The organism is Halobacillus shinanisalinarum, from assembly GCF_022919835.1.
Lineage (GTDB): Bacteria > Bacillota > Bacilli > Bacillales > Halobacillaceae > Halobacillus_A > Halobacillus_A shinanisalinarum.
Genome location: NZ_CP095074.1, coordinates 2,378,491 through 2,393,894, shown reverse-complemented (window position 1 = coordinate 2,393,894; position 15,404 = coordinate 2,378,491). Strand labels below are relative to the sequence as shown.

Genomic DNA, 15,404 nt, shown 5'->3' with positions numbered 1-15,404 from the left:
TACAAGCATCTTGGCACAAAGGACGTGTCAATCGCTTCTGAACACTTGCACTTTCTTTATATATCTAAATTCTTCACGTACTGTGCATTCTCTTGGATGAAGTTACGGCGTGGTTCCACTTTATCTCCCATAAGGATATCAAACGTTTCGTCTGCTCCAATAGCATCTTGAAGGCTAACTTGAAGCAGTGTACGTGTTTCAGGGTCCATGGTTGTTTCCCATAACTGTTCTGGGTTCATCTCACCAAGACCTTTATATCGTTGTACGCCGGGTTTAGGAGAGCTCGGCAGCTCAGCCATGATTTCATCCAACTGTTTATCACTATACGTGTAATAAACAGCCTTCCCTTGCTGAATCTTATACAATGGGGGTTGTGCAATATAGATATAGCCATGCTCAATGAGTGGGCGCATGTAACGATAAAAGAACGTTAACAGCAGTGTCCGAATGTGCGCTCCATCAACGTCAGCATCTGTCATAATAACAACTTTGTGATAGCGTGCTTTTGTAATATCGAATTCTTCGCCAATCCCCGTCCCTAGTGCAGTAATTATTGTACGAATTTCGTTATTAGAAAGAATTTTATCTAAGCGTGCTTTCTCTACGTTAATAATCTTACCTCTTAGCGGCAGAATCGCTTGGAAGTGTCGGTCACGTCCTTGCTTAGCAGACCCACCGGCTGAATCACCCTCAACGACGTATAGTTCAGAAATGTTAGCATCTTTTGATGAACAATCCGCAAGCTTACCCGGTAGGTTTGATACCTCAAGAGCATTTTTACGACGAGTTAATTCACGTGCCTTTTTAGCAGCCATGCGCGCTCTTGAAGCCATTAACCCCTTTTCTACAACTCGTTTGGCCACATCTGGATTTTCAAATAGGAATTTGGATAAACCTTCTGAGAATAAGGCATCTGTAATCGTTCGAGCTTCACTATTTCCAAGCTTGGTTTTGGTTTGGCCTTCGAATTGAGGATTCGGATGTTTAATCGAAATAATCGCAGTGAGACCTTCACGTACATCATCACCTGTTAAATTCGGGTCGGTTTCTTTAAACATATTATTTTTACGGGCATAGTCATTAATTACACGAGTTAAACCTGTTTTGAAGCCTGATTCGTGTGTACCGCCTTCATAGGTATGGATGTTATTTGCATAGGAATAAATGTTACTTGCAAATCCATCGTTATATTGCATTGCAATTTCGATGGAAATCTCATCTTGCTCATCTTCAATACTAAAAGGTTCATGCAGTGCTTCACGAGTCCGGTTTAAATGCTCTACGTAGGAAATAATACCTCCTTCGTAGTAATAGTGAGCCGCCTCTTGCTCACTACGTTTATCTTCAAGCGTAATTGTTAACCCTTTATTCAAGAAAGCCAGTTCACGAATGCGGTTCGCTAATATCTCGTATTGATACTCTTCTGTTTCTGTGAAAATTTCTGGATCTGGCTTAAATTGAACTCTTGTTCCTGTAATATCGGTATCATCAATGACTTTTAAATCTTCTTGAGGGACTCCCCTGTGATATTCCTGATAATGAACTTTTCCATCACGGTGAACGAAAATTTCAAGCTTAGAAGACAATGCGTTTACAACGGAAGCACCTACACCGTGTAAACCACCTGATACTTTGTAACCGCCGCCGCCGAATTTCCCTCCTGCATGCAATACGGTCATAATGACTTCAACAGCTGGACGACCTGCTTTTTCATGCATCCCAACTGGAACACCACGTCCGTTATCAATGACGGTAATACTATTATCTTTTTCTATCACAACTTGGATATGATCACAGTATCCAGCCATTGCTTCATCAATACTGTTATCAACTATTTCCCAGACTAAATGATGAAGACCTTTCTCATTTGTTGAACCAATATACATACCCGGGCGCTTCCTTACAGCCTCAAGGCCTTCAAGTACCTGTATTTGATTCTCGTCATAGGATTGTTTTTCCTCTAGTATCTCTTCCTTCATGGTACTCACCTACATTTCTCAAGTGGTTTAGCAAAGCCTTAAAGACAATGCTACATTTCCTGTTCTTCCGTGAAGTCTTCTAATTTATTTAAAGTGGACATCATATTCGCCCGTTTTTTTAACGTATAAACAGAAAGAGGGCTAAAGTAAATATATTCCTTAGTGATTACAATAGATTTAGCATTATCTTCTTCTGTTTCAACCACTTGTTTATTCTTTCTTTGATTAAAAATCATTTCCTCAATAATAGAGGAAGACGCCATTAAACTGTAATCGATGATACTAATAACATCTTTAGATTGAATAACATGATCATCACCGATGTGAATAAACAATTTGTCACCTCATTTCTGAACCTCAATCGTTCCCTCTGTGACCCGAAATATTTCAGCTTCTTTGAGTGCTTCGTGCTCTATTCCATCAATACTTGTTGTGGATACAAACGTCTGTACCTTTCCTTGAATCGTATGAAGCAAGTGGGATTGCCTGAAATCATCCAGTTCGCTTAACACGTCATCTAAGAGTAAGATCGGATATTCGCCAACCTCACTGTGAATCAGTTCAATTTCAGCAAGCTTTAAAGATAAAGCCGTTGTACGCTGCTGTCCTTGGGAGCCATACGTTTGAACATCTTTCCCATTCACATAAAAAACGAGGTCATCACGGTGGGGGCCAGCTAAAGTGGTGCCCCTCTCGATCTCCTTAGATTCTATCTCCCTAAATTTTTCTTCATAGTTTATCTTTATTGTTGCCAAATCCATTTCCTCTGATACTTTTACACTAGCATCATAATTTATTTCAAGGTTTTCTAGTTTCCGACTAATCCCTTCATGAATCGGTCCTGCCCACGAACGAAGCAATTGCAAAAACTTAAACCGACGCTCAACTATGGTAACAGCATGTTCAATCAACTGATCGGTAAGTACACCTAGCATCGTTCGATCGGCTGATGGTTTACGCTGGAGTTCCTTTAGTAAATGATTTCGCTGACGCAAAACTTTTTGATACTGCCCTAAATGATAAATATATCTTGGTTGGATCTGTCCGATTTCCATGTCAATAAACCTACGACGCACCTGAGGACTTCCTTTTACCAGGTTTAAATCCTCAGGTGCAAACATAACCACGTTTAACGCACCAATATAGTCACTAAGCCGTTTTTGCTCGATATGATTTAACTTCGCTTTCTTCCCTTTTTTAGAAAAAACAATCTCGAGGGGAAAGCGACGGTTCCGTTTGAATATACTCCCATTTATTTTAGCATACTCCGCGTCCCATTGTATTAATTCTTTATCACGGGGAGTACGATGGGAGCGTGTAAAAGCTAAAGCGTAAATGGCTTCCATTAAATTGGTTTTACCCTGGGCGTTTTCACCAATAATGACATTTATTGTATGATCAAAAGTCAATGAGATCTGATTATAATTTCGAAAAGACCGCATTGACATTTCATGAATATACATAGTTATATACTCCGACTATTCTTCTCGGACTACTTCATAAACTCCGAATTCAGGTATATCAACGACGTCTCCCAGGTATAGCTTTTTTCCGCGGCGTTGTTCTGGCTCACCATTTACATATACTTCAAATTCGGCCAGGAAAACCTTAACCATTCCACCTGACTCTACTACATTACTCAGCTTTAAGAACTGTCCAAGTGGAATAAATTCTGTAGATATTTCAATACGTTCACTCATATATTCACCCTATTTGTGTTGGTTTGTCTTATCTCTCTATTTTACTAAAAATATGCCGTTAAGAAAAGCAAACAGTAGAATGTGACATAAAATAGCTAATTTGTATGTCATTCTCCAATAAAATAGAAAATACCGTTATGATTTGATGTCATAACGGTATTTTTCCTATTCCTTAATTAGGTCAGGAAAAAGTTACGGCCTTACTAAATCACTAAATTTTTCTAGTAAGTACGTACAGGCAAAATCAATTGAAGGATTTGCTCATCATCTACTGGACGAATCAAGAATGGGCGCATAGCACCAGTGAATTCCACCTTTACCTGATCATAGTTAACAGCTTTTAAGGCATCCATCATATATTTAGCACTGAAGGAGATTTTCAAATCTTCTCCCTCTATCGAATCAGCAACCACCTCTTCAACTACATTACCCACCTCAGGAGAGTTCCCGTTGATTTCAATTTGGTTACCGTCCTTTGTGATTAGACGAACAACATTATTACGATTCTCTTTAGCTAATAAAGAGGCGCGGTCAACAGATTGCAAGAATTCTTTCGTACCTATTTTAACAACGGTTTTGCTTTGTTCAGGAATGAGGCGTGATGTTTCAGGATAATTTCCCTCTAATAGACGAGAAAGGAAATATAAATATTTTGTTCTGAATAAGACCTGATTTTCTGTGACACTTATTTCAATCGTGTCTTCAGAATCATCAAGAATTTTATTAAGCTCCGTTAAGCTTTTCCCTGGAATAACAACAGAGGGAAGGTCGGTTTTTGATTCTAAAGGAATCTTTCGGGAAGCTAGGCGATGGCTGTCAGTCGCAGTAAAATGGAGCTCTTCATTTTCAACTCTAACATGTACCCCTGTAAGAATAGGACGGGTTTCAGAAGAGGAAACGGCAAATACTGTTTGACGAATTAAATTCTTTAATAAGTCAGTCGGTAACTCAAAGCTATCCTCTGTATGTAATTGAGGCAGCTGAGGGTATTCTTCTGCATCTTGCCCATTCAAATGAAATTCAGCTTTTCCGGAACGAATCGTAATGTTTCTGCGGTCATCACTTTCAATTTCTACGGTGCTTTGTGGAAGTTTACGAACGATATCTGGGAAATATTTTGCCTGGAGTACAACACTTCCAGGTTCTATATGTTCGACATACACGATGCCATCTTCTTCAAGAGGAATAATTGATTCAATAGAAATGTCTGAGTCGCTCCCTGTAAGTTTTACCCCTTGTTCACTCACTTCTAATTTCATACCGGTTAAGATTGGAATCGTTGTTCTGGATGAGATGGCTTTCATGACATGTTGGACACTTTCCATCAATTGTTCCCGCTGGATCGTAAATTTCATGGGATTCACTCCTCTTGTATATATTAATTATTATTTAAAAAAATAGTAATAGAAGTACTAGGTGCTGTGAATTTGTGGATAACCTCAATGAGCTTAAGCGAATAAAGTCTATCCACATGTGGATAGACTGTTGATGAACGTGACCTGGTTATACACACTATTCAGCTAATGAGCTTTAAGTTGTTCGATAACTTCATCTAGTTCTTTTTGCAGCTGCTGATCTGTAGCAATCATTTTTGATATTTTTTCATGGGCATGAATAACTGTTGTATGGTCACGACCGCCGAATTCTTCTCCTATTTTAGGTAATGAGAAATCAGTTAGCTCTCTTGATAAATACATGGCAATCTGTCTAGGAAACGCAATTGATTTCGTACGTTTCTTCGCTGGAAAGTCTTCCAGCCTGACATTGTATTTTCCTCCAATCATTTCTTGAATGGCTTGTATTGTGATTACGCGTGGTTTTGAACTAGGAACGATATCCTTTAATGCCTCTGCAGCCAATGAGGCATTGATGTCACGATTAATTAAGGAAGAATAAGCAACAATTCGTATAAGTGCGCCCTCTAATTCGCGAATATTTGTATCAATTTGGTTAGCGATATAAAGCATGACTTCATTTGGAATATCGAGCCCTTCTGCTTTCGCTTTTTTACGTAAGATCGCAATCCTTGTCTCAAGGTCCGGAGGCGTGATGTCAGTAATTAATCCCCACTCAAACCGAGAACGTAATCGGTCTTCAAGAGTCGGGATTTCTTTAGGAGGCCGATCACTTGAGATGACGATTTGTTTGCTCTCTTCGTGCAGGGTATTAAAAGTATGGAAAAATTCTTCTTGAGTTGATTCTTTTCCAGCTAGAAACTGAATATCATCTATTAAAAGCACGTCTACACTACGATATTTATTACGGAAATTAACGGCCTTATTATCACGAATTGAGTTAATGAATTCGTTGGTAAATTTTTCTGATGATAAATAAACTACTTTAGCATTTGGATTATGATCAAGAACATAATGGCCAATGGCATGCATAAGGTGTGTTTTACCGAGTCCAACACCACCATAAATAAATAGCGGGTTATAAGCTTTTGCGGGTGCTTCAGCTACAGCGAGGGAGGCTGCATGCGCAAAGCGGTTCCCTGATCCTATAACAAAGGTATCAAAGGTATTCTTCGAGTTAAGCATGCTCTGGGTAAATTCTTCTGTTTCGTTATTTTTATCATTTGATACTTTTTTAGAAGATAGTTTCACATCCTCTAATGAATTGTCTTTCGTTTCCGGAATGATGAATCTTGTCGATAATTCAGCACCAGTCACTTCATGAAGTGTTTCAGTAATAAGCCCTTCATATTGGTTCTCAAGCCAATCACGAGCAAATTCATTAGGAGCGACGATCGTCAATGTACTTTCTTTTAAAGAATCTGCTTTTGTAGCTTTAAGCCACGTTTCAAAACTGGGCTTGCTTATTTTTTCTTTCATCTTCTCCAAGGTGTTGTCCCAAAGTTCGGTAATGTTCTCCAAATTTTCACCCCTTTCTATTTTTATAAATAGGGAACAAAAAAAGCCGTCTTGTCTCTTTTTCGAACGATATTTAAAGGATTAAAAGGCGTACATGTCAAGCTTGTATAAAGGTAAGACTTTTAATGAGTTGTGGATGAATAATTCTTGATATCAAAGGTTTATAGATTGTTATTTTCATTATCCACAGACCTGTGCAAAAGTCTACAAACAACCGTGTTAATAACTGTCCACAGCTTATCCACAATCTGTGTATAACATAATTTTGCGGAGAGATAATTCACGGTTAAACACAAATATAATATCAGATAAACAGTATTGTTGCAATGGTTTATAAGAACTTATCCACAATCTCAACAAGTTGTAGACAGTTACTGTCCACAACACTATATTTTGTGATAAACTTGTCGATATTTGCTGTGGATAGGACAAGTGTGTCGAAAAATTACACACAGACCCTGTGGATGTTTGCTGAAAAAGTATTTTTTCTTGTTATGTAACAGCGGCTGTTATACAACTGTATGATGGAACGGATGACGTAATGAAAATAAATAGACATTGACACATATTTAATGATTGCTTATAATTGTCGGGACTGCCTTTTAAATGTATGTAGTGGAATTTTCCTCAGGAGGTGTATATATAATGAAACGCACATTTCAACCAAATAAACGTAAGCGTAAGAAAGTACACGGCTTCCGCAATCGTATGAGTACTAAGAATGGTCGTAATGTTCTTGCTCGTCGCCGTCGTAAAGGAAGAAAAGTATTATCAGCATAGGCCACTGAACAAATCAGTGGTCTTTTTTTCTAGTTTAAGATGAGACAAGCCTGTCTTAACTGAGGCAGGATCACCAGGGCAAACTGAGAGTTTATTCCTTTGTCTCTTCCTCTTTGACGAGTTGCTTGTATTTTTCTCATTGCGGGGGTCATCATTCCATGAAGAAAACTTATCGGGTTAAAAAAAATGAAGAATTTCAACAAGTATTTCAACATGGTCAGTCATTCGCTAATCGACAGTTGGTCCTCTATTATTTAAAGAAAGAGGATCAGCAGCATTTTCGTATTGGGTTATCTGTGAGCAAAAAGATTGGTTCAGCTGTAGTTAGAAATCAGATCAAACGATACTTAAGACAAGCTTTTCATGAGCTTGAGGGGGAAATAATTTCACACTATGATTTTGTTATTATTGCCAGAAAGCCGACACATCAAATGGAATTTAATGAAATAAAAAGCAGCTTAACTCATGTCTTATCGCGATCTAAACTTTTAAATAAGAAAAAGCGAAACTGACAATTCATATAAAGGCCGTTTAAAAAGTTTCAAGCACATCTCTTGTGGGTCTCCATGTAGAATGTTTGCTACCGATATTGATCCTTAATGCTCAGGATAAGCTAATGTGGATGTGGCACAGGACGTGGCCCTTTTTAGTCGTCCTTCTAATTCAGCAACTTTTTGAACAAAGATATATAGAATTTTCATGTGAAATAGTGCTACACTATTGGATAGATAAAAAGTGAAAGTGATTGAGTAAGGAGGAACGACGTTGCGTAACAAATTGATAGCATTACTTGCAATGGCAGGTTTGCTCATGTTTTTATCCGGGTGTACCCAGGTAAATCAGGAAATTACTGAAGACAGTACAGGCTTTTGGAATGAATATATCGTTTATCCACTGTCCCAAACACTTCAGTTTTTCGCCGATTCAACAGGTGGGAGCTACGGATTAGCAATTATCATTGTGACCATAATTATTCGTCTCGTACTACTACCATTAAACGTTAAACAGTTAAAAAGTTCGAAAGCTATGCAGGACATTCAGCCACAGCTTCAAGAGCTACGTTCAAAGTACAGTTCTAAAGACGCGCAATCCCAACAAAAGTTACAACAAGAAACGATGCAGCTTTTCCAAAAGAATGGAGTTAATCCGTTAGCTGGTTGTTTACCAATTATTGTACAAATGCCAGTTTTAATAGGTTTTTATCATGCCATTATGCGTACGGAAACCATTCAAACACATAGTTTTTTATGGATGGAATTAGGACAATCTGATCCGTTTTTAGCTATTCTTACGGCTGCGACAACATTCCTACAGCAAAAGCTTATGATGGCTGGAGGAGCAGCAGGACAGAATCCACAAATGCAAATGATGCTTTATATTATGCCGTTAATGATTGGTACATTTGCCTTCTTCTTCCCGTCTGCACTAGCTCTGTACTGGATTGTTGGTAACATAGTCATGATCTTGCAAACATTATTTATCCGAAAACCAATGATGAAGGATACGACAGGAGGCACGGCTAAGTGAAGCAGATGACTGCTACTGGCACAACAGTTGAAGGAGCGGTTCAATCAGCATTAGAGCAATTACAGACATCAAGGGACCAAGTAAATATCGAAGTCATTGATGAAGGTAAAAAAGGGTTTTTTGGAGTTTTTGGAACGAAACCAGCTATTGTTAAAGTTTCAATTATTAAGGATCCTGTGCGGGACGCTGAAACGTTTATCTTAGAAGTAGCAGAGCAAATGGGTTCACCTGTTCAAGCGAAAACAGAAGTGGATGGCCGCGATATTTATATTGACCTTACTGGCGATAAGATCGCCATGCTCATTGGAAAACGGGGCCAAACCTTGAACTCATTGCAATATCTCATTCAACTCGCGATCAATCGTGAGTCCGATCAGTTCTATACCGTTATATTAGATGCAGAGGGGTATCGAGCACGACGCAGGGAAACGTTAGAAACGCTGGCTCACCGTTTGGCTGATAAAGCTCTTCGAAAGGAAGAAGTAGTTAAGCTTGAGCCCATGCCTTCTTATGAACGAAAGATTATCCATGCATCCTTACAAAATAACCCAAAGGTAGAAACAGATTCGGCTGGTAAAGACCCGAAACGACATATTGTAATCCGACCTTTATAGACCTTTAAAAATACTTCTGTCGAATGAAATGGCAGAAGTATTTTTTGTGCTTAGAATTCACAGGAAAACAGTTATACACATGTGGATAACAACGTATTACGGGGTTGAGAAAAAACTGTTGATATCTTTTCAAAATACCCATACATGTGGTAATCTAATAAGTTAGTGACTTCAATTAATAAATGCGTGTGGATAACTATATATAAATCTAGAACATTGGAAGGAGGTGAGCGCAGATGGAAACTGATACAATAACGGCGATATCGACCCCGATGGGTGAAGGAGCTATAGCCATCGTTCGTCTAAGCGGTCCCAAAGCAGTGGCGATTGCCGCTAACTTATTTGCAGGAAAAGATCTAAATAATGTCGATTCACACACTATGCATTATGGCAAGATTATTGATCCTGAAACAGGAGAAACTGCTGAAGAAGTGATGGTCTCTACTATGCGCGCACCGAAAACATTTACACGGGAAGACATCGTAGAAATTAACTGCCACGGAGGACTTGTTTCTGTCAATCGAGTGCTTGAGATTGTTTTAGCCAAAGGGGCACGCCTAGCGGAGCCTGGTGAATTCACTAAGCGGGCCTTTTTAAATGGACGTATTGACTTATCACAGGCTGAAGCCGTTATGGATCTGATTCGTGCCAAAACAGACAGAGCAATGAATGTAGCACTGAAGCAAATGGACGGCCGTTTGTCCAACCTTATCCAAGATTTGAGGCAAAAGCTGCTTGAAACCCTCGCACACGTTGAAGTGAACATTGATTACCCTGAATATGATGATGTCGAGGAAATGTCGAACGAAATGATGCGCGAGAAGACGAAGGAAGTTCATGGAGAGGTTAGTAAGCTGCTTGAGACTGCACGCCAAGGGAAAATCTTGCGTGAAGGATTAGGAACAGCGATCATTGGCCGTCCAAACGTAGGAAAGTCATCTCTTATGAATGCACTTGTCCACGAGAACAAAGCGATCGTCACCGAAGTCCCTGGAACAACACGCGATGTGATTGAAGAATATGTCAACGTTCGTGGTGTCCCACTGAGACTTATTGACACAGCAGGGATCCGTGAAACGGAAGACATCGTCGAACGGATTGGTGTTGAACGATCAAGACAAGTATTAAAGGAAGCAGACCTCATTCTCCTTGTGTTAAACTATGGAGATGAACTCACCGAAGAAGACAAGAAACTTTTCGAAGCCGTAAATGACTTAAACATTATCGTTATCGTCAACAAAATGGATCTCGAACCTAACCTTGATCTTTCTGAGGTAAAAAGGTTGTCAGGAGACCATCCAGTGATTACGACAGCACTTATTCGTGAGGAAGGCATCGATCAACTCGAAAACGCCATCGCTAACACGTTCTTCGAAGGCGATTTGGATGCAGGCGACATGACCTATGTTTCAAATGTTCGTCACGTGCAGCTTCTCAAGCAAGCGAAGGAAGCATTAGAAGATGCGCAGAATGGTATGGAAATGGGTGTGCCAATTGATGTTGTACAAATCGATGTGACACGTACATGGGAAATACTCGGTGAAATCATTGGTGATGCTGTTCATGAAAGTTTAATTGATCAACTGTTTTCACAATTTTGCTTAGGGAAATAATCATTAATAGAAGGAGAGACAACCAAAATGACTTATGATGCAGGGCATTATGATGTAATTATAATTGGTGCCGGTCATGCTGGAGTTGAAGCAGCCATAGCGTCCGCGAAACGCGGAGCAAAAACGCTTATGCTTACACTTAACTTAGATATGGTTGCGTTTATGCCGTGTAACCCGTCCATTGGCGGACCGGCTAAAGGAATTGTCGTACGTGAAATCGACGCCATGGGAGGCGCGATGGGGAAAGTGATCGATAAAACGCATATTCAAATGCGTCTGTTAAATACAAGAAAAGGCCCAGCTGTTCGTGCACTTAGAGCACAGGCCGATAAGCCTCTATATATTAAAGAAATGAAGCGGATATTAGAAAATCAGGAGAACCTGACTATGCGCCAGGGTATGGTTGAGAAGCTTATGGTTGAAGATGACCAAATTAAGGGAGTCATCACCGAAACGAAAGCTGCTTATTATGCTCCGACAGTCATTGTTACCACAGGGACATTTATGCGTGGGAAAGTCATTATTGGCGATTTAGCCTACGAGAGCGGACCCAATAACCAGCGTACATCTGTATCCTTGTCTGAACATCTTGAAGAGCTTGGCATTGAGATGGTTCGCTTTAAAACAGGTACACCAATGAGAGTGAACAGTCATACAATCGACTATTCACAGACAGAAATCCAGCCTGGAGAAGAAGAGCCACGCTCCTTTTCCTATGAAACGACAGAATTTATTACCGATCAAATTCCGTGCTGGTTAACGTACACGAACGAAGAAACACATCGGATTATTAACGAAAATCTGGGCTTATCTGCGATGTATTCGGGGATGATCAAAGGAACAGGTCCACGTTATTGCCCATCGATTGAAGATAAGGTGGTCCGTTTTAACGACAAACCTCGTCACCAAATTTTCCTAGAACCAGAAGGCCGTGATACAGAGGAAGTTTATGTGCAAGGACTGTCCACATCGCTTCCAGAGTATGTACAAAATGAAATGATGAAGACCGTACCAGGCTTAGAAAATGCTGAGATCATGCGTGCTGGTTACGCAATCGAGTACGATTCTGTGGTACCTACCCAACTATGGCCAACACTTGAAACCAAGCAAATCAGCGGACTGTTTACAGCCGGACAGATCAACGGAACGTCTGGTTATGAGGAGGCAGCTGGGCAAGGTATGATGGCAGGAATTAACGCGGCGGCCAAAGCGCTAAACTTAGAATCGCTGATTTTAGACCGTTCCCAAGGCTACATCGGTGTTATGATCGATGACCTTGTTACAAAAGGAACAGGTGAACCATACCGTCTGCTAACCTCACGCGCTGAATTTCGCCTCATGCTGCGCCATGATAATGCGGACTTGCGCCTAACTGAGATTGGTCACCAAATCGGTACGATCTCTGATGAACGTTATGAACGCTTCCTCGAGAAGAAACGACTCATTGAGGAGGAAAAAGCACGTCTTGAAAATACTATTTTAAAAACAACCGATGATGTGCAGGCGATTGTTGAAGAGTCTGGTGGTTCACCGTTGAAAGAAGCGGTACGTGCAACGGACTTGCTTCGGCGCCCTGAAATGAATTATGACTTGATTGCTAAAGTATCTGCAAGTGATGTGACGTTGCCTGATGACGTAACAGAACAAGTGGAAATTCAAGTGAAGTATTCCGGTTATATTAAAAAAGCTCTAGAACAAATTGAGCGCATGCGCAAAATGGAAACGAAAAAGATCCCAGAAAATATCGATTACACTGATATTCATGGACTTGCTTCAGAAGCCCGCGACCGTCTGGAAGCCGTACGCCCGTTATCCGTTGGGCAGGCCTCACGGATCTCAGGGGTGAATCCTGCAGACGTATCGATTCTACTTGTCTATATTGAACAGGGGAAAATTGCCCGTGTCTCGGGTGAATGACTAGTGAAAGGATGGCCTTATGGATAAACAGACCTTTCTGACCGCATTACGGGAAAAAGGCATTGAGTTAGACGAGAAACAGCAACAGCAGTTCAAGCAGTACTTCGAAATTTTAGTGGAATGGAATGACAAAATGAATTTAACAGCGATTACCGATCAGGAAGGCGTTTATTTAAAACACTTCTATGATTCGTTAACAGCTGCCTTTTATCATGATTTCTCCAAGCCGCTCACAATCTGTGATGTTGGAGCTGGCGCCGGTTTTCCAAGTATTCCGTTAAAAATTATTTTCCCACACCTAAAAGTTACAATTGTCGATTCATTGAAGAAGCGAATCACCTTTTTGAATCACTTAGCCCATGAACTTGGGTTGAATGATGTCGCTTTTTACCATGATCGTGCAGAGAACTTCGGTAAAAATTCTAAATTCCGCGAAGGCTACGACTTAGTGATGGCTCGCGCTGTTGCCCGTATGTCCGTATTAAGTGAGCTATGTTTGCCACTTGCAATTAAGGGTGGGCATTTTATGGCAATGAAAGGCCCGAACTTAAAAGACGAAATGGAAGAAGCCAATATTGCCATTCAAACCGTTGGTGGAGAAGTCAAAGACGTCTACACATTTGAACTTCCCGAGGAAGGTAGTGAACGGAATATAGCTATTATTGAGAAACGAAGGAAAACACCAAAAAAGTACCCGCGTAAAGCGGGAACACCAAACAAATCACCTATTCAGTAAATATAGTGTGTGTTGTTTGGTCTGCATCTCAACCCAGAAAATCCTTTCCATGCAATAAGTGGGAAGGATTTTTTATAATTTATTTCCTGGGAAATGATTTAGTAGAAGCAGGAGGGCTTTCATGAAACGCTTACTTAAAAAACTGGATAATTGGTTTCTTCTTTTTCTTAAGTGCCTATATTCTTTAGGTGAGGCAGCACAAAGCCAGAAGAGGACTACCTGCTGTGATGCAAATAGTCTTCTTTATGTTATTTAATAAGCTTCAACAATTCTGTATTGAACTTTTCCTTCTCGTCATAGATCAAACCATGACCGCTTTCCTCAAAAGAGATCAATGTTGAATTTCGAATCCCTTCTTTCAGCTGCAGTGAGAATTCGTAATCACAGATTTGATCTTTCTTCCCGTGCATAAGAAGGGTAGGGACTTTAACTTCTTCCAACTCACCCCTTAGGTCTTCGTCCCGAAGTGACTCAGCAGAAGCAATTGTTCCATGGGCAGAAGCTCGAAGGCCTAAATCGAGGAACCATTGATTCAACGCTTGGGAAGTATCTGAATGAAAGAAGTTTCCACCGAAGTCCTTTAATGCTGCCGGACGGTCCTCTTTAATCGCCTCAATTAATCCATCCACTTCTTTTATTTTCATTCCATATGAATAGTTATCTCTTTGAGTAAAGCTAGGAGCGGCAGCCCCAACCAGTATCAGGCGAGCAAATTGATCATTGGCGTGTTTGGCTGCATAACGAATCGCTATTGGACCACCCATTGAAAATCCAGCAAGGTAGAAATTTTCTAATTGCAAATACTCAACAATGATTTTGATATCATGGGCTAGTGTGTCATAATCATAACCAAATGCAGGCTTGTCTGATTTTCCGAAACCTCTTAAATCAATACCGATGAATCGGTAGCCTTTTTGAGGAAGTTCATTCATTTGGTATTCGAACATTTCATGATTGACAGGCCAACCATGAATAAAGACGATGGGTTGTCCTTCGCCAATATCTTGAACAAATAGTTCTACGTTTTTATCAACTTCTATATAATGTGCCATATTATTAAACGACTCCCCTTATATTTAAATATATAAATAAAATACCCGCTAACTTAGTAGATAAACATTTACAGTTGGGTTCCTGGAGGTATTTGATGAAAATAATTGTTGTGTCTGATACACATATGCCTAAGAAGGCGAAACAACTTCCCAATAGAGTAATAGAAGAATTATACGCATCAGATCTGATTGTTCATGTGGGTGATTGGCAGACAGTTGATGTATATAAACAATTAAGTGAGTATGCTCAAGTGATTGGCGTCTTTGGAAATGTAGACGGGGATGATATAAAAGAAATTGTACCACGGAGAATCGTTACAGAATGGAAGGGATTTAAAGTAGGTATCGTCCATGGTCACGGGGGAAATAAGACAACGGAAAAACGGGTGGTAGAGGAGTTTGAAGGAGAAGAACTAGACTTGCTCCTTTTTGGCCATTCCCATTTGCCGATTCTGAGATTTGTAAAGAAAACAATGCTGTTTAATCCAGGATCAGCAACTGATAAACGTAGCCTACCGTATTACTCATTTGGTATTGTCACGATAGGAAATGAGATTCGTGCAGAACATATATTTTATAAATGAAAAGAACCTGGGCCGTAGCCCAAGCTCCT

At 40.1% G+C, this 15,404-nt stretch carries 15 protein-coding genes; 8 read left to right on the top strand and 7 right to left on the bottom strand.

Translation table 11 applies throughout. The features are described from left to right. Window positions 1-56: 56 nt before the first annotated feature. The 6 genes from gyrB to dnaA all read right to left on the bottom strand — a co-directional run bounded on the left by gyrB (window position 57) and on the right by dnaA (window position 6,555). Window positions 57-1,979 carry a DNA topoisomerase (ATP-hydrolyzing) subunit B gene (gyrB, locus tag MUO14_RS11755; RefSeq protein WP_244755384.1) on the bottom strand — a complete coding sequence of 641 codons (1,923 nt, stop codon included), beginning with the start codon at window positions 1,977-1,979 and terminating at the stop codon, window positions 57-59. A gap of 50 nt (window positions 1,980-2,029) precedes the next feature. Further along, entirely contained in the window at window positions 2,030-2,314 is a 285-nt protein-coding gene (gene remB / locus MUO14_RS11750; protein WP_244755383.1) for an extracellular matrix regulator RemB, read from the bottom strand. 9 nt (window positions 2,315-2,323) lie between these two features. Further along, window positions 2,324-3,442 carry a DNA replication/repair protein RecF gene (gene recF / locus MUO14_RS11745; protein ID WP_244755382.1) on the bottom strand — a complete coding sequence of 373 codons (1,119 nt, stop codon included), beginning with the start codon at window positions 3,440-3,442 and terminating at the stop codon, window positions 2,324-2,326. 15 nt (window positions 3,443-3,457) lie between these two features. Then, entirely contained in the window at window positions 3,458-3,679 is a 222-nt protein-coding gene (yaaA, locus tag MUO14_RS11740) for a S4 domain-containing protein YaaA (RefSeq protein WP_244755381.1), read from the bottom strand. A 221-nt stretch (window positions 3,680-3,900) separates the two neighbouring features. Beyond that, window positions 3,901-5,034 (bottom strand): DNA polymerase III subunit beta, encoded by a 1,134-nt coding sequence (dnaN, locus tag MUO14_RS11735; protein WP_244755380.1) that lies wholly within the window; start codon window positions 5,032-5,034, stop codon window positions 3,901-3,903. A 165-nt stretch (window positions 5,035-5,199) separates the two neighbouring features. Then, window positions 5,200-6,555, bottom strand: coding sequence for a chromosomal replication initiator protein DnaA (gene dnaA, locus MUO14_RS11730; protein WP_244755379.1), 1,356 nt, complete (start codon window positions 6,553-6,555; stop codon window positions 5,200-5,202). 642 nt (window positions 6,556-7,197) lie between these two features. On the opposite strand from dnaA, the gene rpmH reads away from it, so the two are divergent. The 7 genes from rpmH (at window position 7,198) to rsmG (ending at window position 13,739) form a co-directional block, all read left to right on the top strand. Next, a complete protein-coding gene (rpmH, locus tag MUO14_RS11725) occupies window positions 7,198-7,332 on the top strand; it encodes a 50S ribosomal protein L34 (RefSeq protein ID WP_244755378.1) in 135 nt (44 codons plus the stop codon). A 158-nt stretch (window positions 7,333-7,490) separates the two neighbouring features. Then, complete coding sequence (gene rnpA / locus MUO14_RS11720) at window positions 7,491-7,844, top strand: ribonuclease P protein component (protein ID WP_244755377.1); 354 nt, start codon at window positions 7,491-7,493, stop codon at window positions 7,842-7,844. Between the two features lie 253 nt (window positions 7,845-8,097). Beyond that, window positions 8,098-8,859 carry a YidC family membrane integrase SpoIIIJ gene (gene spoIIIJ / locus MUO14_RS11715; protein WP_244755376.1) on the top strand — a complete coding sequence of 254 codons (762 nt, stop codon included), beginning with the start codon at window positions 8,098-8,100 and terminating at the stop codon, window positions 8,857-8,859. Next, window positions 8,856-9,473, top strand: coding sequence for an RNA-binding cell elongation regulator Jag/EloR (jag, locus tag MUO14_RS11710; RefSeq protein WP_244755375.1), 618 nt, complete (start codon window positions 8,856-8,858; stop codon window positions 9,471-9,473). Before spoIIIJ ends, jag begins: the two co-directional genes overlap by 4 nt. Window positions 9,474-9,709: 236 nt before the next feature. Beyond that, complete coding sequence (gene mnmE, locus MUO14_RS11705; protein ID WP_244755374.1) at window positions 9,710-11,086, top strand: tRNA uridine-5-carboxymethylaminomethyl(34) synthesis GTPase MnmE; 1,377 nt, start codon at window positions 9,710-9,712, stop codon at window positions 11,084-11,086. Window positions 11,087-11,113: 27 nt separating this feature from the next. After that, window positions 11,114-13,003 (top strand): tRNA uridine-5-carboxymethylaminomethyl(34) synthesis enzyme MnmG, encoded by a 1,890-nt coding sequence (mnmG, locus tag MUO14_RS11700; RefSeq protein ID WP_244755373.1) that lies wholly within the window; start codon window positions 11,114-11,116, stop codon window positions 13,001-13,003. A gap of 19 nt (window positions 13,004-13,022) precedes the next feature. Continuing rightward, window positions 13,023-13,739 carry a 16S rRNA (guanine(527)-N(7))-methyltransferase RsmG gene (gene rsmG / locus MUO14_RS11695; RefSeq protein ID WP_244755372.1) on the top strand — a complete coding sequence of 239 codons (717 nt, stop codon included), beginning with the start codon at window positions 13,023-13,025 and terminating at the stop codon, window positions 13,737-13,739. A gap of 248 nt (window positions 13,740-13,987) precedes the next feature. On the opposite strand, the gene MUO14_RS11690 is transcribed toward rsmG, so the two are convergent. Further along, a complete protein-coding gene (locus MUO14_RS11690; protein WP_244755371.1) occupies window positions 13,988-14,791 on the bottom strand; it encodes an alpha/beta fold hydrolase in 804 nt (267 codons plus the stop codon). Between the two features lie 95 nt (window positions 14,792-14,886). On the opposite strand from MUO14_RS11690, the gene MUO14_RS11685 reads away from it, so the two are divergent. After that, a complete protein-coding gene (locus MUO14_RS11685; RefSeq protein WP_244755370.1) occupies window positions 14,887-15,375 on the top strand; it encodes a metallophosphoesterase family protein in 489 nt (162 codons plus the stop codon). The last annotated feature ends 29 nt before the right edge of the window (window positions 15,376-15,404 follow it).

Bases quoted from the DNA above. Each gene is read 5' to 3' on its own strand.
- gyrB (WP_244755384.1), bottom strand. From the start codon at position 1,979: ATGAAGGAAGAGATACTAGAGGAAAAACAATCCTATGACGAGAATCAA.
- recF (WP_244755382.1), bottom strand. From the start codon at position 3,442: ATGTATATTCATGAAATGTCAATGCGGTCTTTTCGAAATTATAATCAG.
- yaaA (WP_244755381.1), bottom strand. From the start codon at position 3,679: ATGAGTGAACGTATTGAAATATCTACAGAATTTATTCCACTTGGACAG.
- dnaN (WP_244755380.1), bottom strand. From the start codon at position 5,034: ATGAAATTTACGATCCAGCGGGAACAATTGATGGAAAGTGTCCAACAT.
- rpmH (WP_244755378.1), top strand. From the start codon at position 7,198: ATGAAACGCACATTTCAACCAAATAAACGTAAGCGTAAGAAAGTACAC.
- rnpA (WP_244755377.1), top strand. From the start codon at position 7,491: ATGAAGAAAACTTATCGGGTTAAAAAAAATGAAGAATTTCAACAAGTA.
- mnmE (WP_244755374.1), top strand. From the start codon at position 9,710: ATGGAAACTGATACAATAACGGCGATATCGACCCCGATGGGTGAAGGA.
- mnmG (WP_244755373.1), top strand. From the start codon at position 11,114: ATGACTTATGATGCAGGGCATTATGATGTAATTATAATTGGTGCCGGT.
- rsmG (WP_244755372.1), top strand. From the start codon at position 13,023: ATGGATAAACAGACCTTTCTGACCGCATTACGGGAAAAAGGCATTGAG.
- MUO14_RS11690 (WP_244755371.1), bottom strand. From the start codon at position 14,791: ATGGCACATTATATAGAAGTTGATAAAAACGTAGAACTATTTGTTCAA.
- MUO14_RS11685 (WP_244755370.1), top strand. From the start codon at position 14,887: ATGAAAATAATTGTTGTGTCTGATACACATATGCCTAAGAAGGCGAAA.